Here is a 25,790-nt window from a genome sequence, read left to right on the forward strand (position 1 = left end):
GGAAGCCTGGGCAGGGGAAGCCGGGCCGAGACATTAACAGACGATGGAGTTCAGATATATAGGTGAGAGGTCACCCGCGGCGATGCCGTCGTTACAGCATGCCGACGCGGCCGTCCTGCGAGGAGAAGCGCATCGGCAGCTCGCCGCTGAGGCCGTCCGGATGTCCCGGCGGCACCGCGAAACGCCAGCCCTGCACGCTGCGCAAGGCATGCGCGTCGAGGATCGGATCGCCGCTGGAGGCGACCACGCGCGTATGCAGCACGCGACCTTCGCCATCCACCCGCAGTTGCACGGTCAATTGGCCGTCCAGATGGCCGCGAACATCGTCCCAGCGTTCGGCCGCGGCTGGCGTGGCCAGCGGCTGCAGGCGTGTCGGCGCCGCCGCAGCTTGCGCGATGTCCACGCCAGTCTCCGCCGGCAGGGCGCGCTGGCGCACGGCCGGCACGATCGCATGGCGACGGTGCCGCAGCGGGCGGGCCGACGCCGGGCCATCGTGTGACGCGGCGATGCCGCGCGGCGCATCGGGCCAGCTGGCGGTCAGCGTGCTGAGCCAGCCGGTGCCGGCAATGCCGATGGCCAGGGCCAGGACGCTGAGGCCGGTGGTGGTGCGCAGTCGCAACATGACCGTGCTACGGCCGCTCGAGGATCGCGGTGACGCCCATGCCGCCGGCGGTGCAGATCGAGATCAGCCCGCGACCGGAGCCTTTCTGTTCCAGCAGCTTGGCCAGCGTCGCCACGATGCGCGCGCCGGTGGCGGCGAACGGGTGGCCCACGGCGAGGCTGGAGCCGTGCACGTTGAGTTTGGCCGGGTCGATCGCGCCCAGCGGCGCATCCAGCCCGAGCCGGTTCCTGCAGTAATCGGCCGACTCCCACGCGCGCAGCGTGCACAGCACCTGCGCGGCGAATGCCTCGTGGATCTCGTAGAAATCGAAGTCCTGCAGGCTCAGCCCGTGCCGCGCCAGCATGCGCGGCACCGCGATGGTCGGCGCCATCAGCAGGCCTTCGCCGTGCACGTAATCCACCGCGGCGACTTCGGCGTCGCGCAGATAGGCCTGGATTTTCAGCCCGCGCTGCGCGGCCCACGCCTCGCTGCCCAGCAGCACCGCGGCGGCGCCGTCGGACAGGCCGGTGGAATTGCCCGCGGTGAGCGTGCCGTGGCCGGAGCGCTTGTCGAACGCCGGCTTCAGCGTGGCGAGTTTCTCCAGCGTGGTGTCCGGGCGCAGGAAGCCGTCGCGCTTGAGCCCGCGGAACGGCACCAGCAGATCGTCGAAGAAACCTGCCTCGTAGGCGGCGGCGAGCTTGTGGTGGCTGTCCAGCGCCAGCCGGTCCTGTGCCTCGCGGCTGACCTGCCACTGCCTGGCCATCTGCTCGCAGTGATCGCCCATCGACTTGCCGGTGCGCGGCTCGGCCACGCCGGGGAACGAAGGCTTCAGCTCGCGGAGCGAAAAGCCGCGCGTGGCGGCCTTGAACTTCTCCAGCGGGGTCTTGGCCCGATTCATCGCCAGCAGGCGGCGGCGCAGGCGGCGGCCGTACACGATCGGCACGTCGCTGGTGGTGTCCGAGCCGGCGGCGATGCCGGCCTCGATCTGCCCGCAGGCGATCTTGTTGGCGATGATGATGGTGTTGTCCAGCGACGTGCCGCAGGCGCGCGCGGTGGTGATGCCCGGCGTGGTCGGTGCCAGCCCGGAGCTGAGCACCGCCTCGCGCGCCAGGTTCCAGTCGGCGCTGTGCTTGATCACCGCGCCGGCGGCCACTTCGCCCAGCTCCACGCCGTGCAGGCCAAAGCGCTCGACCAGGGCGCCGAGCACCTTCACCGACATGCCGAAGTTGCCCACGTCGGCATAGGCAGTGTTGTTGCGACAGAACGGGATGCGTACGCCGCCGATCACCCCGACGCGCCTGTGCGTGTTTTCCATGCCCTGAACGATCCATCACACGAATGGCTTCAAGGCTAACCCGCCATGCCGCCGGGCGAAAGCCCGGATGGCCGCCGGCGTGGCGGTTTGTTCAGCACCGTGCGGCAGGTCGCTCGCGGCGCGGCGGTAGAATGCATGTTTTCCCGCTGCAAGATGGATCCATCGTGGAAGCGCAAACATTGCACGCCCTGCCGGTGCTGCTGGCCCTCGAACCGGTGACCGGACAACCGGCGCCGGCGACCACCCTCACCCGCGACGCGGCCGCCGAACTGGCGCAGCACGTGGCGACCGACCTGCTCGGCCTGGTGCCGCAGGTCGCCGGGGCGCGGCTGGCGCTGGCCGGGGCGCTGTTCGACCAGGTCGAACTGCTGCGCCCCGGTTTCCCGGTGTGGGCGACGCTGGACGACCTGGCGCGCCGGCTGCCGCGCGGCACGCTGGAGCACGTGGTCGCCTTCGGCAGCCACGACGGCGTGATGCCGGCGCCGGTGCTGCAGCCCTCGTCGGCGTACGCCGGCGGCCCGATGCGGCTGCTGCCGCTCAGCCTGCTGGTCAATCCGGAGGCCGCCGACGAACTCGCCACCCAGCTGGAGATCCAGCTGGTCGGCCGCGGCGAGGCCGGCGCGGCCACCGCCGACTGGCTGATGCGCACGCTGGGCATCCGCCTCGAACACCTGCGCTACCTCAGCCGCAACAACCTGCTCGCATTGACCTGCGTGCAGTACGAACACGCCAACCTGGCGCCGCTGTGGTCGCTGCTGGAAGCGGCTTTGCTCACCCCGGAGCAGCCCGAGGCGACGATGAGCGCGCGCGGGCTGGCGCTGCGCTACGCCGATGGCATCGTGTGGGCGCAGCCGCCGGCGCAATGGCTGGCCGCGCAGCGCACCGACGCGGCGCAGCGCGCGCACGATTTCGCCGGCATCGTGTTCGAGCTGCGCCAGTACGCCGCGCTGCTGGAGGCGCACCAGTTGCCGCTGCGGCTGCAGTCGTCGCCGGCGGTCGCCGCCGGCGCGGGTTATCTGCTGGAACAACTCGCCGACGCTCCGGCCTCCGCGCCCGCGCCGCGCCTGTTCGCGCACGAGGCGCCGGGGCTGGGCGTGGTGGCGGTCAGCGTGGCGCAGCCGCGGCCCGACGGCGCGCCGCGCATGCTGGCGCACGGCTATCCGCTGCAGCCGCAGGCGCTGGGCCCGTTGCTGCAGCAGCTCGCCGCGCAATACGGCACCGCCGCCGAACTCGACACCCGCGGCCAGGTGGTGCTGGATGCGGCCGGCGCCCTCGGCGCGCCCTGAGCGGATGACACGCGCGTGCCGGCCGGCCCGGACATTTTCCTGGCCGGCAGCAGTTGTGCGGCGGCGAACGGTCGGCGCATGATGGCGTGGCGCTGATAAGGGGGCGCGCTCCAGCTGACGGAAACACCATGCGGCCGCCGAAGCAAGCCGAGGGAGTACCGACACCGACAGGGGGATCGCACGAGCCGCAACGGCTGTGGCATGGCGCCCCCGTGCTGCTCACCTGGCTCGATCTCGACCAGCGCTTCGGCCACGTCAACGACACCCATCGGCGCTGGCTCGGCGTCGACCCGGCGCAGCTGATCGGCAAGCGCCTGGTCGAGGTGATCGGCGAGGCCAACTACGAACGCTCCCGCGCGGCGCTGGAGCAGGCCTACGCGGGCCACCCCTCCAGCTACGAGGGCGAGCTGTTCAACGGCCGCGAGCGGCGCTACGCGCACGGCAACTTCGCGCCCGATTTCGATGAAGACGGCCGCGTGCGCGGCGTGTTCACCGCGCTGGTCGACATCACCGAGCGGCGCGAACTGGAGCTGCGCCTGCATGAAAGCGAGCGGCGCTTCTTCAGCGCCTTCCAGCACGCCGCGATCGGCATGGCGCTGACCGGGCCGGGCGGGCGCTTCCTGCGCGTCAACGCCGCGGTGTGCCACATGCTCGGCTACACCGAGGAGGAACTGCTCACCCTCGGCGTGGCCGACGTCACCCATCCGGACGACATGGCCGCCGATGCCGAGCAAATGCTGCAGCTGCTCTCCGGCCAGCGCGAAAACTACCAGCTGGAAAAGCGCAACCTGCACAAGGACGGCCACGTGGTGCACCTGCAGCTGGCCGTGTCGCTGGTGCGCGACGAGGAGGGCGCGCCGCTGTACTTCGTGTCGCAGGCGCAGGACATCAGCCAGCGCAAGGCATTCGAGGACGCGCTGCAGCGCGAGCGCGAGCTGGCCGAGGTGACCCTGCGCTCGATCGGCGACGCGGTCATCATCACCGATCCGCAGTCGCGCATCCGCTCGCTCAACCCGATCGCCGAGGCGATGACCGGCTGGCGCAGCGCCGAGGCGCAGGGCCTGCCGGTGGAAGCGGTGTTCCAGCTGTTCGACGCCGTCGACGGCCGGCCGGTGGCCAACCCGCTGCGCACCGCGATCGACAGCAACACCATCGCCGACCTGGCCGGCCGCACCCTGCTGCGCCATCGCCACGGCTTCGACACGCCGGTGGAGGATTCCTCCGCGCCGATCCACGACCACGCCGGCAACGTGGTCGGCGGCGTGCTGGTGTTCCACGATGTCAGCGAAACGCGCGCCTTCGCGCTCAAGCTGGTGCACCTGACCCAGCACGACACGCTCACCGGCCTGCCGAACCGCAGCCAGTTGCAGGACCACCTGACCCAGGCGCTGGCCAATGCGCGGCGCCGGCAGCAGCGCGTGGCGCTGCTGTACATCGACATCCACCAGTTCAAGCAGATCAACGACCAGCACGGACAGGCCGCCGGCGACAGCGTGCTGCGCGCGTTCGTGGCGCAGCTGCAGCGCCGCCTGCCTGCCGAGGCGCAGCTGCTGCGCTATGGCGGCGACGAGTTCGTGGTGGTGCTCTCCGCGCTGGACAGCACCAGCGAAGCGGCCAGCCTGGCGCGCGCCCTGATCGACCAGGGCGAGCAGACCCGGGTGGACGGCCTGCATGCGCTGGGCCTGCATCTGGGCATCGGCATCAGCGTCTATCCCGACGATGCGCTGGACCCGGAAACCCTGCTGCAGCATGCCGAGACCGCGCTGGTCGCGTTGCGCAGCCAGGGCGTGCACGGCTGCCGCTTCTTCACCGCCTCGATGGACGAGCGCGCGCGCGCGCGCCGCAGCATCGAGTCGGCGCTGCGCCAGGCCTTGCCGCGCGGCCAGCTGAGCCTGCACTACCAGCCGCGCATCGCGGCCTCCAGCGGGCAGATCGTGGGTGCCGAGGCCCTGCTGCGCTGGCACGTGCGCGGACGCGAGCTGTACAAGCCCGACCAGTTCATCCCGGTCGCCGAGGACACCGGCCTGATCCTGCCGATCGGCACCTGGGTGCTGCGCCAGGCGTGCCGGCAGGCGCGCGCTTGGCAGCAGCAGGGGTACCGCATCCCGGTCTCGGTCAACGTCTCGCCGGTGCAGTTCCAGCACGTCGATTTTCCCGACTGGCTGGACGATGCCCTGGCCGACAGCGGACTCGACCCCGGCCTGCTCGAACTGGAACTGACCGAACGCATGATGATGTCCGGCGGCGATGTCACCGGCAGCCTGCTGCAACGTATCCGCCAGCGCGGCGTGCGCCTGTCGCTGGACGATTTCGGCACCGGCTATTGCAGCCTGTCCTACCTAAAGCACTTCCCGATCGACACGCTGAAGATCGACCGCGTGTTCGTGCGCGACCTGATCGGCGACGCCGACACCGCCACCATCACCAGCGCGATCATCGCCATGGCCCAGCGGCTGGACAAGCTGGTGGTCGCCGAAGGGGTGGAGACGGACGCGCAAGCCGCGTTCCTGCGCCAGGCCGGCTGCGCCGAACTGCAGGGCTTCCTGTTCGCCGCGGCACTGCCGGTCGCCGACTTCGAAAAGCTACTGACCGAACCCGCCCGCGCGACGTAGGGCGGGCACCGCCCGCCGGCTCTTTCTCGTACCCTTGGCGCAACCCGGCGGGCGGAGCCCGCCCTACGTCGCCGGATCGACCAGCGATGCCTCGTACATGAAGTAATGGCAGCGCTGCATGCCGAGGCCTTCGTAAGTGGCCTGCGCGCGCGCGTTCTCCGTTTCCACGTACAGCCTCAGGCCGACCGCGCCGGCATCGCGCGCGCGCTCCGCCACGGCGGCATGCAGCGCGCGGAAGACGCCGCTGCGACGCGCGGCGGGCACCACGTACACGCTCTGGATCCACCAGAAATCGCCGCAGCGCCAGTCGCTCCACTCATAGGTCACCAGCAGGCCGCCCACCGCCGTGCCGTCCATTTCGGCGACCAGATAGAAGCCCCGCTGCGGCTGTTCCAGCACCGCGCCGACGCCGCGGCGCAAGCGTTCGGGGTCCAGTCGCTTGTGTTCGGTCTCCCACGCCATCGCGGCGTTCCACGCCGCCAGGTCGGCGACATCGGCGGGGCTGGCGGTGCGGATCGACACGGGCATGGCGGGACTCCGGCGGCGGAACGCCGATCGTAGCGCGCACGCTCTTCACATGGGTCCGCGTACTGTCACGGCACAGCCGCTGGCCGCGCCGGCGACGTCCGGCCTTGCTGCCTGCGCGGCCCGCGTGCCGCGCGGCGGCATCGTCGGCGCTCTTTCGTTTTCCCCGGCAAGGAGTTTTTCGCTTGAACATCGGCAGCGTCCTGGATCGGCTCAAGCTGCGCCGGCTGCAGGCCTTCCGCCGCCGCCGCGTGGCCGCCCGCACGCGGCCGGAGCAGGAGCCGGCGCTGCGCGCGGAGCTGTTCAATGCCGAGCAGATGGAACAGCACGGCCGCGAGCTGGCCGGCCAGCACCGCCTGCGCGAACGCTCCAGCATGGATCTGCTGCTCGGCCGGCTGGCCGACAACGAGGCGGTCATCACCCACAGCTGCGAGCGGCTGACCCAGGCGACCCGGCGCAAGCGGCGGATCACGCCGGCGGCCGAGTGGCTGCTGGACAACTTCTACCTGATCGAGGAACAGATCCGCATCGCCCGCCGGCATCTGCCCAAGGGCTACAGCCGCGAATTGCCGCGACTGGACAACGGCGCCTCGGCCGGGCTGCCGCGGGTCTACGACATCGCGCTGGAGATCATCGCCCACGGCGACGGCCGCATCGACACCGCCGGCCTGCACCGCTTCATCCACGCCTACCAGGAAGTGACGCCGCTGCGACTGGGCGAGCTGTGGGCGATCCCGATCATGCTGCGGCTGGCGCTGATCGAGAACCTGCGCCGCGTGGCCGCGCGGGTGATGGCCGACTGGCGCCACCGCGGCCAGGCCGCGCGCTGGGCCGACACGATGACCGCCACCGCCGAGCGCGCACCCAACTCGGTGGTGCTGGTGGTGGCCGACATGGCGCGCTCCGACCCGCCGATGAACGGTCCGTTCGTGGCCGAGATGGCGCGCCGGCTGCAGGGGCAGAGCCCGGCGCTGGCGCTGCCGCTGAGCTGGATCGAGCAGCGCCTGTCCGAATCGGGGCAGAGCATCGAGCACCTGGTGCAGCGCGAGGCGCAGCAGCAGGCCGCCGCGCAAGTGAGCGTGAGCAACAGCATCGGCAGCCTGCGCCTGCTGTCGGCGATCGACTGGCGCGATTTCGTCGAGCGCGTGAGCCTGGTCGAGCAGCAGCTGCGCGAGGACCCGGCCGGCGTCTACGCGGAGATGAACTTCGCCACCCGCGACCGCTATCGCCACGTGGTGGAGCGGCTGGCCCGCCAGCACCGGCTGGACGAGGTGCGCGTGGCCGCCGCCACGGTGGAACTGTGCCGCGCCGCCTCGCCGAACGAGCCGGCTCCGGCGCTGCCGCGGCACGTCGGCTGGTACCTGATCGATCGCGGCCGGCCGCAGCTGGAGCAGCACCTGGGCGTGCGCCCGCGCCTCGCCGATCGCCTGCGCCGCCATTTCGACCGCGCCCCGGTGTCGATCTACCTCGGGCTGCTGGTCGTGCTGACCGTGGCCATCGCCGAGCCGCTGGTGGTGGCCGCCGCCGAGGACGAACTGGCGGTGGGCTGGCTGCTGGCGATCGCCGTGATGGCCTTGCTGGTGGCCAGCCAGCTCGGCTCCAGCCTGCTCAACTGGATGGCCACGCTGGCGATCGCGCCGCAGCCGCTGCCGCGCATGAACTACGTCCACGGCATCCCGGCCAGCGCGCGCACCCTGGTGGCGGTGCCCAGCATGCTCGGCAGCGCCAGCGACGTGGAGGAACTGGTCGAGGCATTGGAGGTGCGCTTCCTCGGTAACCGCGACGAGAACCTGCACTTCGCCCTGCTCACCGACTTCGCCGATGCCGACAGCGAAACCCTGCCCGGCGACGAGGCCCTGCTGCGGCTGGCGCAGCGGCGCATCGAGGCGCTCAACGAGCGCTACGCCAGCGTCGAGTCGGATCGCTTCTTCCTGTTCCACCGTCCGCGCCGCTGGAATGCCGGCGAGCAGTGCTGGATGGGCCACGAGCGCAAGCGCGGCAAGCTGGCCGACCTCAACGCGCTGTTGCGCGGCAACGGCCACGGCCGCTTCGCGCGCATCGTCGGCGACATCGACGCCCTCGGCCCGGTGCAGTACGTGATCACCCTGGACACCGACACCGAGCTGCCGCGCGACGCGGCGCAGGCCTTCGTCGGCAGCATCGACCACCCGCTCAACCGCGCCGTGTACGACCCGGTGCGCCGGCGCGTGGTCAGCGGCTACGCCATCCTGCAGCCGCGTGTGGGGATCAGCCTGCCCAGCACCGCGCGTTCGCGCTACGCGCAGCTGTACGGCAGCGACGCCGGCATCGACCCGTACACGCAGATGGTTTCGGACGTCTACCAGGACGTGTTCGGCGAAGGCTCCTTCATCGGCAAGGGCATCTACGCGATCGATGCGTTCGAGCGCACCCTCGATGGCCGCTTTCCGGAAAACCGCATCCTCAGCCACGACCTGGTCGAGGGCTGCCACGCGCGCTCGGGCCTGCTCAGCGACGTGCAACTGTTCGAGGAATACCCGGCCCGCTACGGTGCCGACGTGCGCCGACGACATCGCTGGATTCGCGGCGACTGGCAGCTGCTGCCGTGGCTGCTGCCGTGGGCGCCGACCGCGAAGGACGGCTGGCGGCGCAACGCGCTGACCGCGTTGTCGCGCTGGAAGATCCTCGACAACCTGCGCCGCAGCCTGGTGCCGCCGGCGGTGCTCGGCCTGCTGGTGTGCGGCTGGCTGCTGCTCTCGCCGGTGCTGTCGTGGACGGTCGCGGTGCTGGCGATGGTGCTGGTGCCGCCGCTGCTGTCGGCGCTGCTGGAGCTGGTGCAGAAACCCAAGGACGTGCAGCTGGACCAGCACCTGCGCGCCGGCTTCGCCGACGGCCTGCAACACGTCGCGCGGATGGCGCTGGGCCTGGCCTGGCTGCCGCACGAGGCGCTCTACCACCTCGACGCGATCGTGCGCACGCTGTGGCGGATCACGGTCAGCCATCGCCACCTGCTGCAATGGCAGACCTCCAGCGAGGTGGCCCGGCGCAGCAGCAATGCGCCCGGCGCCGTGTGGCGGCAGATGTGGATCGGGCCGGCGCTGGCGCTCGGCCTGGCCGTGGCGCTGGCGCTGCAGCGGCCGATGGTGCTGTGGCTGGCGTGGCCGCTGCTGGCGTTGTGGCTGCTGTCGCCGGCGATCGCCTGGTGGGTCAGCCAGCCGCGCCGGCCCGACACCTTCGTGCCGAACGCGGCGCAGACGCGCTTCCTGCGCACGCTGGCGCGACAGACCTGGGCGTTCTTCGACAGCCACGTCAACGCCACCGAACACTGGCTGCCGCCGGACAACCTGCAGGTGCAGCCCGGTCCGGTGATCGCCTCGCGCACCTCGCCGACCAACATCGGCCTGGCCCTGCTGGCCAACCTGGCCGCGTGGGATTTCGGCTTTCTCGGCACCGGCCGCCTGCTCGAACGCAGCCGCGACACGCTCGCCACCCTGCAGCAACTGCCGCGCTACCGCGGCCACTTCTACAACTGGTACGACACCCGCACGCTGCAGCCGCTGGCGCCGCAGTACATCTCGGCGGTGGACAGCGGCAACCTCGCCGGCCACCTGCTGACCCTGCGCCCGGGCTTGCTGGAACTGATCCACGCTCCGGTATTCCGTCCGCGCGTGCTGCAGGGGCTGCTCGACACCCTGCAACTGCTGCATGACGCGCTCGACCAGGAGCACGAGCCGCTGCACCGCTTGCAGGTCGAGCTGCAGGAGGCGCTGGACGAACCGCCGACCACCACCGGCGCGGCGCTGGCGCTGCTGCAGCGCCAGCGCGAACACGCCCATGCGCTGGCGCCCGCGCTGGCGCCGCATCCGGACAGCGACGCGGGCTACTGGCTGCACGCGCTGTGCGCGCAGCTGGACGAGCTGTGCGAGGAAACCGCCCGCTTCCGGCTCGACCCGGTGGACGATGACGCCGACGCCCTGCGCGGCATCCCCACGCTCGCCGTGCTCAGCCGCATCGAGCCGCTGCGCTGGTCGGGCGAGCACGACGCGGAGGCCATCCGCGAGCACGCCCGCGAGCGCATCGCGCTGATCGAGCAGCTGGCGCAGCAGGCCGACGAGCTGGCGCGGATGGATTACCGCTTCCTCTACGACAGCGCACGCGACCTGCTCGCGATCGGCTACAACGTCGACGCGCGCCGGCTCGACGCCGGCTACTACGACCTGCTCGCCTCCGAGGCGCGGCTGGCCAGCTTCGTCGGCATCGCCCAGGGCCAGCTGCCGCAGGACAACTGGTTCGCGCTGGGCCGCCTGCTCACCACGGTGGGCGGCGAGCCGGCGCTGCTGTCGTGGACCGGCTCGATGTTCGAGTACCTGATGCCGAACCTGGTGATGCCCGGCTACGAGGACACCCTGCTCGACCAGACCTGCCGCGCGGCGGTGGCGCGGCAGATCGAGTACGGCAACCAGCACGGCGTGCCGTGGGGCGTGTCCGAGTCCGGCTACAACATCCTGGACGCGCACTTCACCTACCAGTACCGCGCCTTCGGCGTGCCCGGTCTGGGCCTGAAACGCGGCCTCGGCGACGACGTGGTGATCGCGCCCTACGCCAGCGCGCTGGCGCTGATGATCGCGCCGGCCGCAGCCACGAAAAACCTGCAGCGGCTGGCCAGCGAGGGCGTGCAGGGCCGCTACGGCATGTACGAGGCGGTCGACTACACCCCGGCGCGGCTGCCGGTGGGGCAGGGCTCGGCGCTGGTGCGTTCGTTCATGGCCCACCACCAGGGCATGAGCCTGCTGGCGCTGGACTTCGCCCTGCTCGACCGGCCGATGCAGCGGCGCTTCGCCGCCGATCCGCAGTTCCGCGCCACCAGCCTGCTGCTGCAGGAGCGCATTCCGCGCACCGCCGCCGAATACCTGCACGCGTCCGGCTTCCCCGACAGCAACGCGGCCGAGCCGACCAGCGAGGCGCGGCTGCGCGTGTTCGGCGACCCGAACCGGCCGCGCCCGGCGGTGCAGCTGCTGTCGAACGGGCGCTACCACGTGATGCTGTCCAGCGCCGGCGGCGGCAGCAGCCGGCGCGGCGAGCTGGCGCTGACGCGCTGGCGCGAGGACATCACGCGCGACCACTGGGGCATGTTCTGCTACCTGCGCGACGTCGCCAGCGGTGCGTACTGGTCCACCGCCTACCAGCCCACGCGGCACAAGACCGAGCTGTACGAGGCGATCTTCTCCGAGGCGCGCGCCGAGTTCCGCGTGCGCGAGCGCGAGTTCGACGCGCACACCGAGATCGTCGTCTCGCCCGAGGACGACATCGAACTGCGCCGCACCCACCTGACCAACCGCGGCCGCAGCGCGCGCACCATCGAACTGACCAGCTACGCCGAGGTGGTGCTGGCGCCGCCGCTGGCCGATGCGCTGCACCCGGCGTTCAGCAAGCTGTTCGTGCAGACCGAGCTGGTGCCCGCGCTGCAGGCGATCGTGTGCACGCGCCGCTCGCGCGCGGCCGACGAGCATCCGCCGTGGATGTTCCACCTGCTGGCCGTGCACGATGCCGACATCGACGAGATCTCGTTCGAGACCGATCGCGCCCGCTTCATCGGCCGCGGCCGCAGCCTGGCCGACCCGCAGATGCTCGACCTCGAACAGACGCGGCTGTCCGGCAGCGCCGGCTCGGTGCTCGACCCGATCGTGGCGATCCGCTGCCGCATCACCCTGCAGCCCGAGCAGACCGCCACCATCGACTACGTCACCGGCATCGCCGACTCTCGCGAAGGCTGCCTGCAGCTGATCGGCAAGTACCGCGACCGCCACCTTGCCGACCGCGTGTTCGACCTCGCCTGGACGCACAGCCAGGTGCTGCTGCGCCAGCTCAACGCCGGCCTGGGCGATGCGCAGCTGTACGAGCACATGGCCACCGCGCTGCTGTATCCCAACGCCAGCCTGCGCGCCGAGCCCGCGGTGCTGCGCGGCAACCGCCGCGGGCAGAGCGGGTTGTGGGGGCAGTCGATCTCCGGCGACCTGCCGATCGTGCTGCTGCAGATCGCCAGCGAGGCGCGCATCGAGATGGTGCGCCAGCTGGTGCAGGCGCATGCCTACTGGCGGCAGAAGGGGCTGGCGGTGGACCTGGTGATCTGGAACGAGGACCGCGCCGGCTACCGCCAGCAACTGCAGGACCAGATCCTGGGCCTGATCGCCTCGGGCAGCGAGGCCGGGCTGCTCGATCGTTCCGGCGGCATCTTCGTGCGCCCGGCGCAGCAGCTCTCCAGCGAGGATCGCATGGTGATGCTGGCCAGCGCGCGCATCGTGCTGGCCGACCATCGCGGCAGCCTGGCCGAACAGATCGGCCGGCGCCAGCTGGAAACCCACGCGCCGCCGTTCGAGCCCAGCCGCGCCGAACGCCCCGCGCCGGCGCTGCCGGCGCCGGTGGCCGCATTGCCGGAACTGCAACTGCGCAACCCGCACGGCGGTTTCAGCGCCGACGGCCGCGAGTACGTGATCGTTTCCGCCGCGAACGACGCCACGCCGGCGCCGTGGTCCAACGTGCTGGCCAACCCGCACTTCGGCACGGTGATCTCCGAGAGCGGCGGCGCCTACACCTGGGGCGAGAACGCGCACGAGTTCCGCCTCACCCCGTGGCACAACGACCCGGTCGGCGACGGCAGCGGCGAGGCGATCTACCTGCGCGACGAGGACAGCGGCACGCTGTGGTCGCCCACCCCGCGGCCGTGCCGCGGCAGCGGCCAGTACCTGACCCGCCACGGCTTCGGCTACAGCGTGTTCGAGCATGTCGAGGACGGCATCCATTCGCAGCTGTGGATCTACGTGGCGCTGGATGCCTCGGTGAAGTTCTCGGTGCTGAAACTGCGCAACGAATCCGGCCGGCCACGGCGGCTCAGCGCCACCGCCTACGTCGAATGGGTGCTCGGCGACCTGCGCGAGAAGACCGCCATGCACGTGGTCACCGAATCGGACCCGGCCAGCGGCGCGCTGTTCGCCCGCAACAGCTACAACGGCGAGTTCCCCGGCCGCGTGGCCTTCCTCGACGTGGACGATCCGGAGCGCGGCATCGACGGCGACCGCGGCGAATTCCTCGGCCGCAACGGCAGCATGCGCAAGCCTGCCGCGCTCGGTCGCAAGCAGCTTTCCGGTCGACTCGGCCCCGGACTCGATCCCTGCGCCGCGCTGCAGTCGAAGGTGGCGCTGGACGACGGCGCCGAGCGCCAGCTGATCTTCCGCCTCGGCCTGGGCCGCGACGCCGCCGACGCCAGCGCGCTGGTGCAGCGTTTCCGCGGCGCCGGCTCGGCCGCGGCCGCGCTGGAGCAGGTGCGCGCGCACTGGCAGCGCGTACTCGGCGCGGTGCAGGTGCGCACGCCGGAACCGGCGCTTGACGTGCTCGCCAACGGCTGGCTGCTGTACCAGACCATCGCCTGCCGCATCTGGGCGCGCAGCGGCTACTACCAGTCCGGCGGCGCGTTCGGCTTCCGCGACCAATTGCAGGATTCGATGGCCACCGTGCACGCCGCGCCGGAACTCTCCCGCGCCCAGCTGCTTCTGTGCGCGGCGCACCAGTTCCCCGAGGGCGACGTGCAGCACTGGTGGCATCCGCCGCTGGACCGCGGCGTGCGCACCACCTGCTCGGACGACTACCTGTGGCTGCCGCTGGCCACCAGCCGCTATGTGCAGGCCACCGGCGACCGCGCCGTGCTCGATGTGCCGGTGTTCTACATCGAGGGCCGCGCGCTGCACGCCGGCGAGGAATCCTGGTACGACCTGCCGCAGCCCTCGGGCCTGTTCGAGCCGCTGTACAAGCACTGCGTGCGCGCGATCGAACGCAGCTTCATCCTGCGCGGCGAACGCGGCCTGCCGCTGATCCGCGGCGGCGACTGGAACGACGGCATGAACCGCGTCGGCGAAGGCGGTCGCGGCGAGAGCGTGTGGCTGGGCTTCTTCAGCTGCGAGGTGTTGCAGCGCTTCGCCGAGGTGGCGCGTGGGCACGGCGACGCGGCATTCGCGCAGCGCTGCGAAGAAGAAGTGGCCAGGCTTCGCGGCGCGCTGGAGCAGCACGCCTGGGACGGCGCCTGGTATCGCCGCGCCTGGTTCGACGACGGCACGCCGCTGGGCGCCGCCGGCAACCTCGAGTGCCGCATCGACTCGATCGCGCAAAGCTGGTCGGTGCTCTCCGGCATCGGCGCGCCGGCGCGCCAGCGCCAGGCCATGGAGTCGCTGGACCGGCACCTGGTGCGCCGCGATGCCGGCCTGGTGCAACTGCTGGACCCGCCCTTCGACAAGACGCCGATGGACCCGGGCTACATCAAGGGCTACGTGCCCGGCGTGCGCGAGAACGGCGGCCAGTACACCCACGCCGCGATCTGGGCCACGATGGCCTTTGCGGAACTCGGCGACAGCGCCCGCGCGTGGGAGCTGCTGCGCATGATCAACCCGGTCAACCATGGCATCGATGCCGAGCAAATGGACGTCTACAAGGTCGAGCCCTACGTGGTCAGCGCCGACGTCTACGCGGTCGCCCCGCACGTCGGTCGCGGCGGCTGGAGCTGGTACACCGGCTCCGCCGGCTGGATGTACCGGCTGATCGTGGAATCGCTGCTCGGCCTGCGCCTGGAAGCCGGCACGCTGCGTTTCGCGCCGGTGCTGCCGGCGGAGTGGGAGGGCTTCACGCTGGACTACCGCCACCGCGACACGCTCTACCGCATCGACCTGCGCCAGAGCGACGCCGGCACGCCGGGCACCGTCTGGCTCGATGGCGAAGTGCAGGCCGACGGCCGCATCCCGCTCGCCGACGACGGCGCCGAGCACAGCGTGCAGCTCAACCATCCGCGCAGCCCCCCGCTCCCCCTGTAGGAGCGCACCCTGTGCGCGATGCCTTCCCCCCGCAAGATCCGTCACGCGACGCCACCCGCGCACGCGCCCACTCCCGTCCCGGTTCTGCCGTTCACCGATCCAGCGGACTCAACACCCCATGCCCGCCGCGATTGAGCACATGCGTGTAGATCTGCGTGGTTCTCACGTCCTTGTGGCCCAGCAACTCCTGCACCGTGCGGATATCGCTGCCTGATTCCAGCAGATGGGTGGCGAAGGAGTGGCGCAAGGTGTGCGCACTCACCGGCTTGGCAATGCCTGCCTCGCGACACGCCTTCTTCAAAGCCCGCGCCAGCAAGGCATCGTCGAAATGGTGTCGCCGTTCGCAGCCATCGCGGGGGTCGCGCGAGCGGCGAGCCGCCGGGAACACATACTGCCAACCGAACTCGCGCGGCGCCGATGGATACTTGCGTGCCAACGCAAACGGTAGCCAAACCGCACCAAAACCCTCCTGAAGATCGGCCTGATGCAACTGGCGCGCCCGCTCCATTTCGCGGCGCAAGGGCTCGGCCAGCGACCTTGGCAGCATGGTGTGACGATCCTTGCCGCCCTTGCCATCGCGCACGGTAATTTCGCCGCGATCAAAGTCCACGTCCTTCACGCGCAGACGCAGCGCCTCCATCAAACGCAGCCCCGCCCCGTACAGCAGGCTTGCCAGCAGCCAAGGCCGCCCATCCAGACGCGCCAGCAGACGCGTCACCTCATCGCGCGAAAGCACGGCAGGAACCCGCGCAGGCCGTTTGGCCCGGGTCACCCCTTCAAGCCAGGGCAGCTGCACCTGCAGCACCTCGCGATACAGGAACAGCAGCGCCGAAAGTGCCTGGTTCTGGGTGCTTGCCGCCACCTGTCCCTGCACCGCCAACTGCGACAGGAACTGCTCCACCTCAGCCGGCCCCATGTCGCGAGGGTGTCGTTTGCCGTTGGCCAGAATAAAACGGCGAATCCAGCCCACGTAAACGTGCTCCGTACGCAGACTGTAGTGCTTTACCCGAAGCACTCTCCGTACTTCGTCCAGCAGCCGCGGCGGCTTGCCTGCGCCAGCATGCATATCGGCGTTTTCGGGGCGATAAGGCATACACACCTCATTTCGCGAGATATGCAAACCAGCATCCGCTTTTGCGGCGGGCCAAGGCAGCCGGGCAAACTCTTGATGGAACGTAGGACTTCCCCGCTTGACGGCGCCGCAGCGGGCGCGGAGCATGGCGTGCATATGCCCCGATCTGGGGTCTACTTAGCGTTAGGTGTCAAGACAAACATGGTCGAGTGTCCCTACTGTCACAAGCAAGCTATGTCCCAGCTCCGGAAGTCGTGTTTGGGACCCATCCTTACGGCTTCTTGCCGGTCTTGCCACAAGCCAGTCTCTGTACATCCGGCAGCCATGCTTGCTGTAACCCCGTTTCTGTTTAGCATCGTCCTTGCAGGGCTCGTCGTGTCTCAGGGCTGGTGGCTTACCGCCACTTCATTATTTGCCGGTGCTGCATGCATGTTCGCAATTCATGCGTTTCTCGTCCCACTGGTGCCGCGCGGCACCTAACCAGTCATTCAAGCGGACGGCTCCGCCGCCGCTTAATTCCAGCGTTAGAACACACGGACAGTCCTATGCAATCGAAGCTTCCATCGCGCTACTTCGTACACGGCGACCGCGTCGAGCCATCCAAAGACGAATATTTTTGCGCGGCATGTGACCTATTTGTTCCGCGAAACCATTTCGACTCTTGTCACTGCAAAAATCACTTCGACAGGTACGAAAAGTCTCTCGGTGCCTTTAAAACTCTAGTCAAGCATGGCTCAAGTTACACACGCCCTGCGCGCCCAGAAAACTTGTTCGGTTAGGTTCTAACATTTCGTTCAAGGCGGACGGCTTCGCCGCCGCTTAACTCCAGCGTTAGGCCGCTATGGCAGCAATCTCAGAACTCGTGGCAAAAGGCGCTGAGGAGTTGCGCAGGTTCAAAGACACGCCTGGCGCTACCTCGTTTGACGCAGCATGGCTTGATCGCATTGCCGATCGACTTTCCGCCGCTAGCTCACTGACACCTGACAAAATGGAGCGAGAGGTTCATACCATTGCCCACTTCTTCATAGACTCTGGCCCAATGGACGAGCAGGCAGCACCTTCATTCTGGTTAGTGGTAGATGCGCTACAACGTAGGTCTCGCCGTCGTTAATCATGGCTACGCGGCCTAACAATTCATTCAAGCCGACACCGCTTCGCGGTGCGGCTTAATTCAGGCGTTAGAACTCATGGACCCATTCGATAAAACTGGCTGGAATACGTTCGCGCAGGTGTGTAGAGAGGACTTTTCCCGCTGCTCATTTCAAGAACAGCTCATCCAAGAATGCGCAGGGCTTCAAGATGTCGCATGGGCTGTCTTCTATAGGCTGCTCGGCAAGTCTATGGGTTGGCTTCACCATCAAATCCCAGCGCTCAATGGCGAGGTTCCAGTCGTTCTATTTGCTTCCGGCAGAGCAGACGAAGTGCGCTGTTGTCTTTGGCGAATGCCGTAAGTTCGTTCTAACAACTCGTTCAAGGCGGACGGCTTCGCCGCCGCTTAACTCCAGCGTTAGGTGTCACGTGACGGTTGCTGTGAAATGGAAGGTTGCGGCACTCACCTTGGTCACTTGGCCAGTAGCTGCTTGGCTGGTCTTTCCAGACCCCAACTCTCGCTCATCCAAGGCTTTGCTTGTCGTCGCATCTGTTCCTTTGTTCATTGCCGTAGGTATCGAGCTGTACGCCCAGTGGCGGCAGTTGTGCGAGAGGCCGGAGTCCTTCGTATCAGGTAGCCCAACAGGTAACAAAATTGCCGTAGTCTTGGCTGCAGCACTCATCGGGTTGGTTGCTTGTCTCGCTTATGCAATTGCGCGGCACCACACCTAACCTGTCGTCCAAGCGGACGCGCGAAAAGCCGCGCGCCGCTTAACTCCAGCGTTAGGCCGCATGGAAAGTCTATTCGCGCTCGCATACACCACTGGCCTCATTGCATTCTGGTCGGGTGTCGTCGTGACACTTTGGCGCTTCGTGCAGATGGCTTCCCGGCTCTCAGCTGCGACTGCAGTCCGGTTCGCGGCTGCGTCTTTGGCACTCGCGGTCGGGGGTTACATTCCGGCTGCACTCATCGGCGCTTGGGGCTTTTGCTCGGCGTCAGCCGGCGGCCTCTGTGCACTGGGTGGGTATGTCGGCACCGGGCTGGTCGCTGCCGGTGGCGTGCTGCTTTACCGTTTCTTTCGGGCGCGCCGGGAACTCGCTGCGGCCTAACAATTCGTTCAAGGCGGACGGCTGCGCCGCCGCTTAACTCCAGCGTTAGGCCATATTCGGACACATTCATGCAGCCAGAGGCCCATCTCGACCGACATTACATCGGCATTCGGAAGCGGTCCGAGACAGAACAGGTATGCCACTATGAGTTCATCTGCACGGAATACAGGCGGATCGGCACCAAGCGTCTTGAACAGCTCGGGCACGTTACCGGCACCTTTCAGATAGACAAGCAAACGGGGGCTACAGAGCTGGTGCGTCCTATGCCCGGCGATGAGAGTCTTAGCGCCTTCAACCGTGCGAGCTACATGATCCACAAGCGCTGGCTGGCCGGCGAGCTTCCAAACTCAGCGCAATACTGTGCGGGCTGATGTGGCCTAACATTTCGTTCAAGGCGGACGGCTTCGCCGCCGCTTAACTCCAGCGTTAGAGCGCACATGAAGTATTCCGCGGCCATTCGAAGAACGATCCCTTGCGGAATTTTCGGCATGTTCGCGGGCGGCTATTTAGCATCTCTACTCCTTGGCGCCGGAATCGCGTTCTCCAATCGCACTCCACAACTTCATGATTGGGCGTCTGCACCATTAGCAGCCTTTCCTCTTCTCGCGGTTGCGCTGCTCTTCGCTGCACCGGCCACGCTACTAGTCGGGTGCCCGCTGTACGCGGCACTGCTGCAACGAAATCGCGCTTCAGTCATCTCTACGCTGCTCGTTGTCCTTGCCATGGTCGCTATATGCTTTGTGGCAGCAGGCTCGGCCGTTGCATACCTGGTCGGCTTATACGGAGTTCCCATTGCGCTAGTCACACATGCTGTGCAGCGAGTACGCTCTAACAATTCGTTCAAGGCGGACGCGCGAAAAAGCCCGCGCGCCGCTTAACTCCAGCGTTAGGCACCATGAGCAACTGGAAATCGGCAGGCATCACAATGGACGGCCAAGCATTCCGACTTGGCGGCCTCAATGTCTGGAAGCACAAGTGGTTCAGGCTTGCGGAGGAGCCCGTCGAGCTTCCTCATCCTTCGTATCCAGCCCAGCGGCACAAAATGTGGCAGTACGAAATTCAAGACGGGGGCAAGCGGGTTCGGTTCGCCGCGGGCGAGCTATCGGCAGGGGTGTGGGGCTTCTACGTTCATGCCTAACATCTCGTTCAAGGCGGACGGCTTTGCCGCCGCTTAACTCCAGCGTTAGTCGGTAGCTCGTGTGGGTTCTTCGTTGCATGTGTTTCGCCCAGCCTCGCGCTGGCTTGTCGTCCGTGGCCGCAGCAACTTTTCGCGCGGCATCGTCGCAAGCCTGGGCATTCAGAGCTGGCAGCTTTGGGGTAGTCGGTTGCTCAAGCTGTGCGTTCGTCGTGGCAGTCGTTGTCGCCCGAGCATGCAGCGTCGCAACCGTCTAACATCTCGTCCAAGCGGACGCGCGAAAAGCAGCGCGCCGCTTAACTCCAGCGTTAGACCTCATAATTGAGGCTCAAAGGAATCCTAATGAAAAGCCGCACTGAACTAGAAGCTGAGTTGGAGGAAGTTGAGAAAAAACTCGACCCTACCTCCAGGCAGCTGGATGATCTTCTCAAGCGCTTCGCCGCCTCTGTTGTCCCTGAGGTTAAAGAGTGGATTAAGAAAGAGGCAATTAGCCAGATGGAAGAAAATCACGCCAAGGTCAATGAAGCTGGCGTTGATTTTGTCCGGGAGTTCAAGGGAGATGTTGTAGCTCTCCTAGAGAACATTGATGAGATTTGCCTGATTGCGCTGGGTCCAAAAGACCGGTGGCCCCACAACAAAGAGCTTCAACAGCAGGACTTATACACGTCATCGCAAAATGACTTCTTCTCCGACGTTTTTAGGCGCGCGATCTCGTCTCTTGGCAAGATTCTTGATGCGCGTGGACTCTTGACTGGCTACACGCAGAACAGCAGTTGGCGTCGTGCGCCCTCAAAAGGGTACGAGTACGCATACCACTCAGGCTTCGACGGACGAAAGTATGAGGAAGTCTCGACGTACCGTGAACTGCTTAGAACGCACTGGGAGTTGAAGCAGTCAGTTTCCCGGATAAAAGTGAGCATAGAAAAAGCCAAGACTAGGGAGTTGTGGGATGAGGTCTAACAATTCGTTCAAGGCGGACGGCTACGCCGCCGCTTAACTCCAGCGTTAGAAGATGACGTGCGTAACTTTTTCATAGGGCCAAACATCACCCCATTTTCTACCACTCTGCGACTGGCCGTTGTTGCGGTGTGTCTCGCGTTCGCCGGTTTTTTACTGACCCTTCTCGCAATGTCCTGGCATGCGCGCGTACTCTTTGTTTTGGGGTTCGCGTGCGCAGTGACCGGCATCTTCGGTGGCATCGGCGCGATACTCTATGGCTGGTGGTGCGTTTTTGCTCGTTCACGCGGTAGGTAGCGGCGTCGCAACCTTCTAACTACTCGTTCAAGGCGGACGGCTTCGCCGCCGCTTAACTCCAGCGTTAGGCCTCATGGAAAAGCTTGCGCTCTCCAACATAGAGGACAGTGTCTTGGCTATGGCTGAGGACGCGTTCATCCACTTCAAAACAGCACGTCCAGTGCTGGGTACCTACTATGAGCGCAACGTTAGTTTCCAGGAGCTGTCGTCTATCGTCGGACGCTTGTCCGCCCTCGGGCTCATCCGCTGGCGTATCAAACAGCGCAGCACAGTTCATTTCTGCAAGCGTGCGCCGGTCAGCTCTCAGCACAACTGCACGGCGGCGTTCACGGCCACGGCCAAAGGCAAGGCGTACCTCGCTCAGCCTCGGTGCGCGGCCTAACCACTCGTTCGAGGCGGACGGCTCTGCCGCCGCTCAACTCAAGCGTTAGCCGTAACAAGGGGTGCTCTCATGTCCGTGAACTTTGCCGCTGTGCACGACCGTAAGCCTTGGCGGAAACACAAAATTCACCAATCACTTCACGCCGCGATTGATGGGGGCGACGGCGCAAAGAATCTTCTTCGTCAAGTTGGGCGTGTCGCGGGCATGTGGCAAAAGTATGGCGACGTGAGGTGTGTGTTTGTTTGGGAGGACAACGCGCCGACTGGTTATGCTTTCCGCCTAGCTTCCGTCGGCAGTGCCGAAATCGATTCAGCGGAGCTGTCGGTCGATCAGATCCAACAGTTCGGTGCCCGGAAAACATGTACCTCCCAAGAAATAGCCGAACTGTTTGCCAGCGCGACGTTGTCCGACTTGACGGCGCCAAATCCGGTGCTGGGGCCATCGATCTTTTCTCTAGCTCCGACCGTCGAGGTCGGGAGTCTTTGGCCTGACGACCTTCCAGAAGGTAAAACTTACTTTGAGGGCCTCGCCCAGCAAGTTGTCATAAATCGGTACGAGCGCTCGCCGGACGCTCGTGCCGCTTGTATCGCGCACTACGGTTGCGTATGCCAAGTTTGCTCAGTGGACTTCAGCAAGCGCTATGGCCCCCTTGGCGAGGGATTCATACACGTTCACCACGTCGTACCAGTCTCGTCAGTCGGTAACGAGTATCGAGTCGATCCGGTCGCTGACCTTGTTCCCGTCTGCCCGAATTGCCATGCAATGCTCCATAGGAGCGTGCCTCCACTTGCGGTAGAACGTCTGCGTGCATTGCTGCATGATGGCTAACAAGTCATTCAAGCGGACGGCTGCGCCGCCGCTTAATTCCAGCGTTAGAGGGCTCATGGACGGTTCCGAAGCAATTGCAACGTTGGCTCTGGTTGTTAGCGTGGCCTCGGCTTTCATCAGTTATAAGGCTTTTAGGCACTCTGTAAACATTCACGAGCTCGAAACAACTTTGGCGTTTGAGCGAGACAAGTCAGAGCTTCTCATGCACGTAGAGCAAAGTCGCAATTTGTTCTCGTCGGCTCAACGTGAAATTGAGAACGTAAAGTTTGTCCTCGCGCACGAGCCCTCACAAGTTCAAAATGCGCTCGGGTCGTACCAGAATCTTTTCACGGAGTTCCTTCCTAAGCTGGTTGGCGCGGAGCGCCAAGCTACCGCACTCTGGAATGAAATCTACGAGTGGCAAGACAAGTCCGGCCGCAGCGCCTTTGCACATCACACGCCACAGTACCGAGCTCTTCTGGAAAATGATCGAGTCGCCCACCAGTCTGCACTCAAGTGCGTCGCAGAGCTCCGAAGTCAAATCATTCGAGCCCATGAAGCATATGAGCGGGGGCAGTTGGGATAGCCCTCTAACAATTCGTTCAAGGCGGACGGCTGCGCCGCCGCTTAACTCCAGCGTTAGACCACGTTGATGATCCCAGACTGCCTAACCAAATCTGCGGAATTTCCGCACAAAGCTGACGTGCTTGCCGCGCTCAACAATGGCGCGACTCTGCGGCGCGATGAGCGCTCACTGCCAGCCGATAGACTTCTTGGCACATATCAAATCCGGTTAAGAATCGCGCAAGAGATTGCACCTCGGGAATCTGAAGCACAACTGCAGGCGCAGGCAGCCTTGGACATGGCTTTTCTAGTTTCGCAGCTGCGCCAACAACAGACGGCTCTGGTTACTATCTGGTACGTTCGCGCTACAGATAATTCCAAATTCGTGCTTATGGAAAATGCCCAAACGAGCGAAGCGTTAGGGTGCTTGGCGAATGTGGTCTAACTACTCATTCAAGGCGGACGGCTTCGCCGCCGCTTAACTCCAGCGTTAGCTAACACATGACAGACCCAAGCGATTCGATCCACTTTGATCACGACGCAGTTCGCCTCGAGTACGAGCGGTGGATGGCCGATATCGCAAGAGATGATCCTTATACGTCGGATGCGATTCCTGGGCTCAAGGACGTATTACGTGCCCATTTTCTCATCGTTGATTACTTTTACGGCAAAGGCAGCGGCTTGGGCGGTATAGGGCCCAAAAGTGTTGACCTTCTACACTCCGCGCTCTACAGGCCGTTCGTTTCCCTGGGCGGTGTTGAGAAGTGGAAAACTCACTACGAAAAAGCCGCTACGCTGATCTATGGAATTGTTTGCGACCATCCGTTTCACGATGCAAATAAACGCACTGGCCTTCTCACACTTCTTCTTTACCTCAGCAAGAACAGCAGAGTTCCCATCGTTGGTCAGAAACAGTTAGAGGATTTCGCTGTCGATGTTGCAGATCACCAGCTTGACAAATACCCCCGCTACAGGGAGCTAAAGAAAAGAAAGCATCCGGATCCAGAGGTCGCGTTTCTGGCGGATCATTTGGAACGAAAGTCCAGAAAAATCGATAGAACCAGTTACACAATTACATTCAGGGAGCTGGATCGCGTTCTACGTGGTTTCGGCTACAAATTGGATAATGCCTCTGGAAACTATATTGACCTCATCCGGGTTCAGCATCGGAGAAAGATTTTTGGTTGGGGCGATAAAGAGCCAGTTGACGTAAAGATTCTCCAGGTAGGCTTCCCGGGGTGGAAGAACCAGGTCAACGTGGGTGCAGTTAAATCTATTCGGACTGCAGCAAAGCTAACGCCGGAATATGGAATTGATTCGCAAACCTTCTATCAAGGAACGGATCCCGTGCAAGCTCTAATCTCCGAGTATGCAGGCCCGCTCGAACGACTGGCTTACCGCTGAGCGTTAGCTAACAGTGCGTTCAAGCCGAAATTGCATCGCTACGCCGTCAACATGGCAGATACAGCTTGCCATGTTGCCAGCTACGCGCTGCAATTCGGCTTAACTTAGGTGTTAGCGCTCATGAGCAAACTCGGTCTAACACTGTGCTTTCTTTACGTAGCTGTCAGCGCGCTCTGCGTCTGGGGATCATTTGATGCCGGCGGTGACAGTAAAGGAGCGTTTGTTCTTCTCCAACTGCCTTTGGCATTTCAACTTGAGGCGCTAGATTGGCTTGGCTTTCGTCCCCTGCTAACCAAGATGTCTTGGCCGGTCGCTTATGCTTCCATCGGACCACTCACGCTTGCACTTCTCTATGGCACGGGATGGCTCATTGGCTTCCTCTCCAAGCGAGCGCTTGCAGCTTTATGGCATGCGCGCTAACAATTCGTTCAAGGCGGACGGCTACGCCGCCGCTTAACTCCAGCGTTAGGCTCGGTGAAATTATGGATATCATGACAACGGCGTTTGGCACGTTCGTCGCTGGCCTGATCGGTGCGTTCGCTGTGGCTTTTATTCTTCGCCTTCTTGGCAAGAAGCCGGATTACGTAAGTGCAGTTGCACTCGCCATAGGCGTAACAATTCCTGCTGTTGTAGGGATGGTCTGGCCTATCAGCCACACCACGCACTCAGCGATCCTTGCCGTGAGCGTCGGTCTCGCCCTTTACTGCGGCCAACTGGTCTCCAGGCTGCGCACGCCTAACCAATCGTCCAAGCGGACGCGCGAAAAGCCGCGCGCCGCTTAACTCCAGCGTTAGAGCGCACATGAAGTATTCCGCGGCCATTCGAAGAACGATCCCTTGCGGAATTTTCGGCATGTTCGCGGGCGGCTATTTAGCATCTCTACTCCTTGGCGCCGGAATCGCGTTCTCCAATCGCACTCCACAACTTCATGATTGGGCGTCTGCACCATTAGCAGCCTTTCCTCTTCTCGCGGTTGCGCTGCTCTTCGCTGCACCGGCCACGCTACTAGTCGGGTGCCCGCTGTACGCGGCACTGCTGCAACGAAATCGCGCTTCAGTCATCTCTACGCTGCTCGTTGTCCTTGCCATGGTCGCTATATGCTTTGTGGCAGCAGGCTCGGCCGTTGCATACCTGGTCGGCTTATACGGAGTTCCCATTGCGCTAGTCACACATGCTGTGCAGCGAGTACGCTCTAACAATTCGTTCAAGGCGGACGCGCGAAAAAGCCCGCGCGCCGCTTAACTCCAGCGTTATACCTCACAACCGCACCTTTTTGGCCAAATAGCATGGGGACGTTTCTTGAATGAAACATCGAGCGTTACTTTTCTTCATCGTCGCATGCGTAGTTGGGTGTACATCTACGTACGAGCTCGCTCAACCAGGGGAAGGGTTCTTGTCACACTGGAACGCTTCTGTGCCCAGTGAAGGGCTCCAATTGAAATCGGATTCACAGGGCGATTACGCAAGCAAAAATGGCGATATACTTATAATGTATCGTAAAGGAAAGTACGGCCCTTCTTGGATGCTTATAAGTACCGTAGAGCCGGAAGGCAATATGATTTGTGCAGAACTATTAATAGCTTCGACAAAGATCTCCTACGATCACGCAACGTCGATGGTGGAAGAGACGGCTACACAAAAATCTATTAAAGATGGCAACCTTGAGTTCTACATGAATCGTGGTGGCGGTGGCGTTTCATGTAATGTGAGCCTCACCAAAACCTAAGTAACCTCGTCTCGCACTTGCTGCAACGGTATAACAATTCGTCCAAGCGGACGGCTGCGCCGCCGCTTAACTCC

17 protein-coding genes are annotated in these 25,790 nt (G+C 65.0%); 13 read left to right on the forward strand and 4 right to left on the reverse strand.

Features of this window, described 5'->3' with window-relative positions:
• Positions 1–91 precede the first annotated feature (91 nt).
• Positions 92–622 carry a TonB family protein gene (locus ACVCMI_RS01945; protein WP_447097651.1) on the reverse strand — a complete coding sequence of 177 codons (531 nt, stop codon included), beginning with the start codon at positions 620–622 and terminating at the stop codon, positions 92–94.
• 7 nt (positions 623–629) lie between these two features.
• Entirely contained in the window at positions 630–1,916 is a 1,287-nt protein-coding gene (locus tag ACVCMI_RS01950) for an acetyl-CoA C-acetyltransferase (RefSeq protein ID WP_395120824.1), read from the reverse strand.
• Between the two features lie 164 nt (positions 1,917–2,080).
• Between ACVCMI_RS01950 and ACVCMI_RS01955 the strand changes: the two genes are divergently transcribed.
• Both ACVCMI_RS01955 and ACVCMI_RS01960 read left to right on the forward strand, forming a co-directional pair.
• Complete coding sequence (locus ACVCMI_RS01955) at positions 2,081–3,202, forward strand: hypothetical protein (protein WP_447110615.1); 1,122 nt, start codon at positions 2,081–2,083, stop codon at positions 3,200–3,202.
• A 128-nt stretch (positions 3,203–3,330) separates the two neighbouring features.
• Entirely contained in the window at positions 3,331–5,814 is a 2,484-nt protein-coding gene (locus ACVCMI_RS01960) for a sensor domain-containing protein (protein WP_447097649.1), read from the forward strand.
• A gap of 63 nt (positions 5,815–5,877) precedes the next feature.
• Here ACVCMI_RS01960 and ACVCMI_RS01965 read toward each other — a convergent pair whose 3' ends face one another.
• Positions 5,878–6,342, reverse strand: coding sequence for an N-acetyltransferase family protein (locus ACVCMI_RS01965; protein WP_447097648.1), 465 nt, complete (start codon positions 6,340–6,342; stop codon positions 5,878–5,880).
• Between the two features lie 182 nt (positions 6,343–6,524).
• Here ACVCMI_RS01965 and ACVCMI_RS01970 point away from each other — a divergent pair, with 182 nt between their 5' ends.
• Positions 6,525–15,173 (forward strand): GH36-type glycosyl hydrolase domain-containing protein, encoded by an 8,649-nt coding sequence (locus tag ACVCMI_RS01970; protein ID WP_447097647.1) that lies wholly within the window; start codon positions 6,525–6,527, stop codon positions 15,171–15,173.
• A gap of 91 nt (positions 15,174–15,264) precedes the next feature.
• Here the strand turns inward: ACVCMI_RS01970 and ACVCMI_RS01975 are convergent, their stop codons facing one another.
• Positions 15,265–16,266: an integron integrase gene (locus tag ACVCMI_RS01975; RefSeq protein ID WP_447097646.1), complete on the reverse strand. Its 1,002-nt coding sequence runs from the start codon at positions 16,264–16,266 to the stop codon at positions 15,265–15,267.
• A gap of 2,246 nt (positions 16,267–18,512) precedes the next feature.
• Here ACVCMI_RS01975 and ACVCMI_RS01980 point away from each other — a divergent pair.
• From ACVCMI_RS01980 to ACVCMI_RS02025, 10 genes are all read left to right on the forward strand, one after another.
• On the forward strand, positions 18,513–18,815 hold the full coding sequence (locus tag ACVCMI_RS01980; RefSeq protein ID WP_447097645.1) for a hypothetical protein: 303 nt from the start codon (positions 18,513–18,515) through the stop codon (positions 18,813–18,815).
• A gap of 524 nt (positions 18,816–19,339) precedes the next feature.
• Complete coding sequence (locus tag ACVCMI_RS01985; RefSeq protein ID WP_447097644.1) at positions 19,340–19,582, forward strand: hypothetical protein; 243 nt, start codon at positions 19,340–19,342, stop codon at positions 19,580–19,582.
• A 339-nt stretch (positions 19,583–19,921) separates the two neighbouring features.
• Positions 19,922–20,539 carry a hypothetical protein gene (locus tag ACVCMI_RS01990; RefSeq protein WP_447097643.1) on the forward strand — a complete coding sequence of 206 codons (618 nt, stop codon included), beginning with the start codon at positions 19,922–19,924 and terminating at the stop codon, positions 20,537–20,539.
• Between the two features lie 367 nt (positions 20,540–20,906).
• Entirely contained in the window at positions 20,907–21,215 is a 309-nt protein-coding gene (locus ACVCMI_RS01995; RefSeq protein ID WP_447097642.1) for a hypothetical protein, read from the forward strand.
• A 69-nt stretch (positions 21,216–21,284) separates the two neighbouring features.
• A complete protein-coding gene (locus ACVCMI_RS02000; RefSeq protein WP_447097641.1) occupies positions 21,285–22,043 on the forward strand; it encodes an HNH endonuclease in 759 nt (252 codons plus the stop codon).
• Positions 22,033–22,608, forward strand: a complete 576-nt coding sequence (locus ACVCMI_RS02005; RefSeq protein ID WP_447097640.1) for a hypothetical protein — start codon at positions 22,033–22,035, stop codon at positions 22,606–22,608. The genes ACVCMI_RS02000 and ACVCMI_RS02005 overlap by 11 nt, the downstream gene beginning before the upstream one ends.
• A gap of 545 nt (positions 22,609–23,153) precedes the next feature.
• Positions 23,154–23,990 carry a type II toxin-antitoxin system death-on-curing family toxin gene (locus ACVCMI_RS02010; RefSeq protein WP_447097639.1) on the forward strand — a complete coding sequence of 279 codons (837 nt, stop codon included), beginning with the start codon at positions 23,154–23,156 and terminating at the stop codon, positions 23,988–23,990.
• 120 nt (positions 23,991–24,110) lie between these two features.
• On the forward strand, positions 24,111–24,410 hold the full coding sequence (locus ACVCMI_RS02015; RefSeq protein WP_447097638.1) for a hypothetical protein: 300 nt from the start codon (positions 24,111–24,113) through the stop codon (positions 24,408–24,410).
• Between the two features lie 71 nt (positions 24,411–24,481).
• A complete protein-coding gene (locus tag ACVCMI_RS02020; RefSeq protein WP_447097637.1) occupies positions 24,482–24,772 on the forward strand; it encodes a hypothetical protein in 291 nt (96 codons plus the stop codon).
• Between the two features lie 611 nt (positions 24,773–25,383).
• Positions 25,384–25,716 (forward strand): hypothetical protein, encoded by a 333-nt coding sequence (locus ACVCMI_RS02025; protein WP_447097636.1) that lies wholly within the window; start codon positions 25,384–25,386, stop codon positions 25,714–25,716.
• The last annotated feature ends 74 nt before the right edge of the window (positions 25,717–25,790 follow it).

This window comes from Rhodanobacter sp. UC4448_H15, assembly GCF_052978265.1.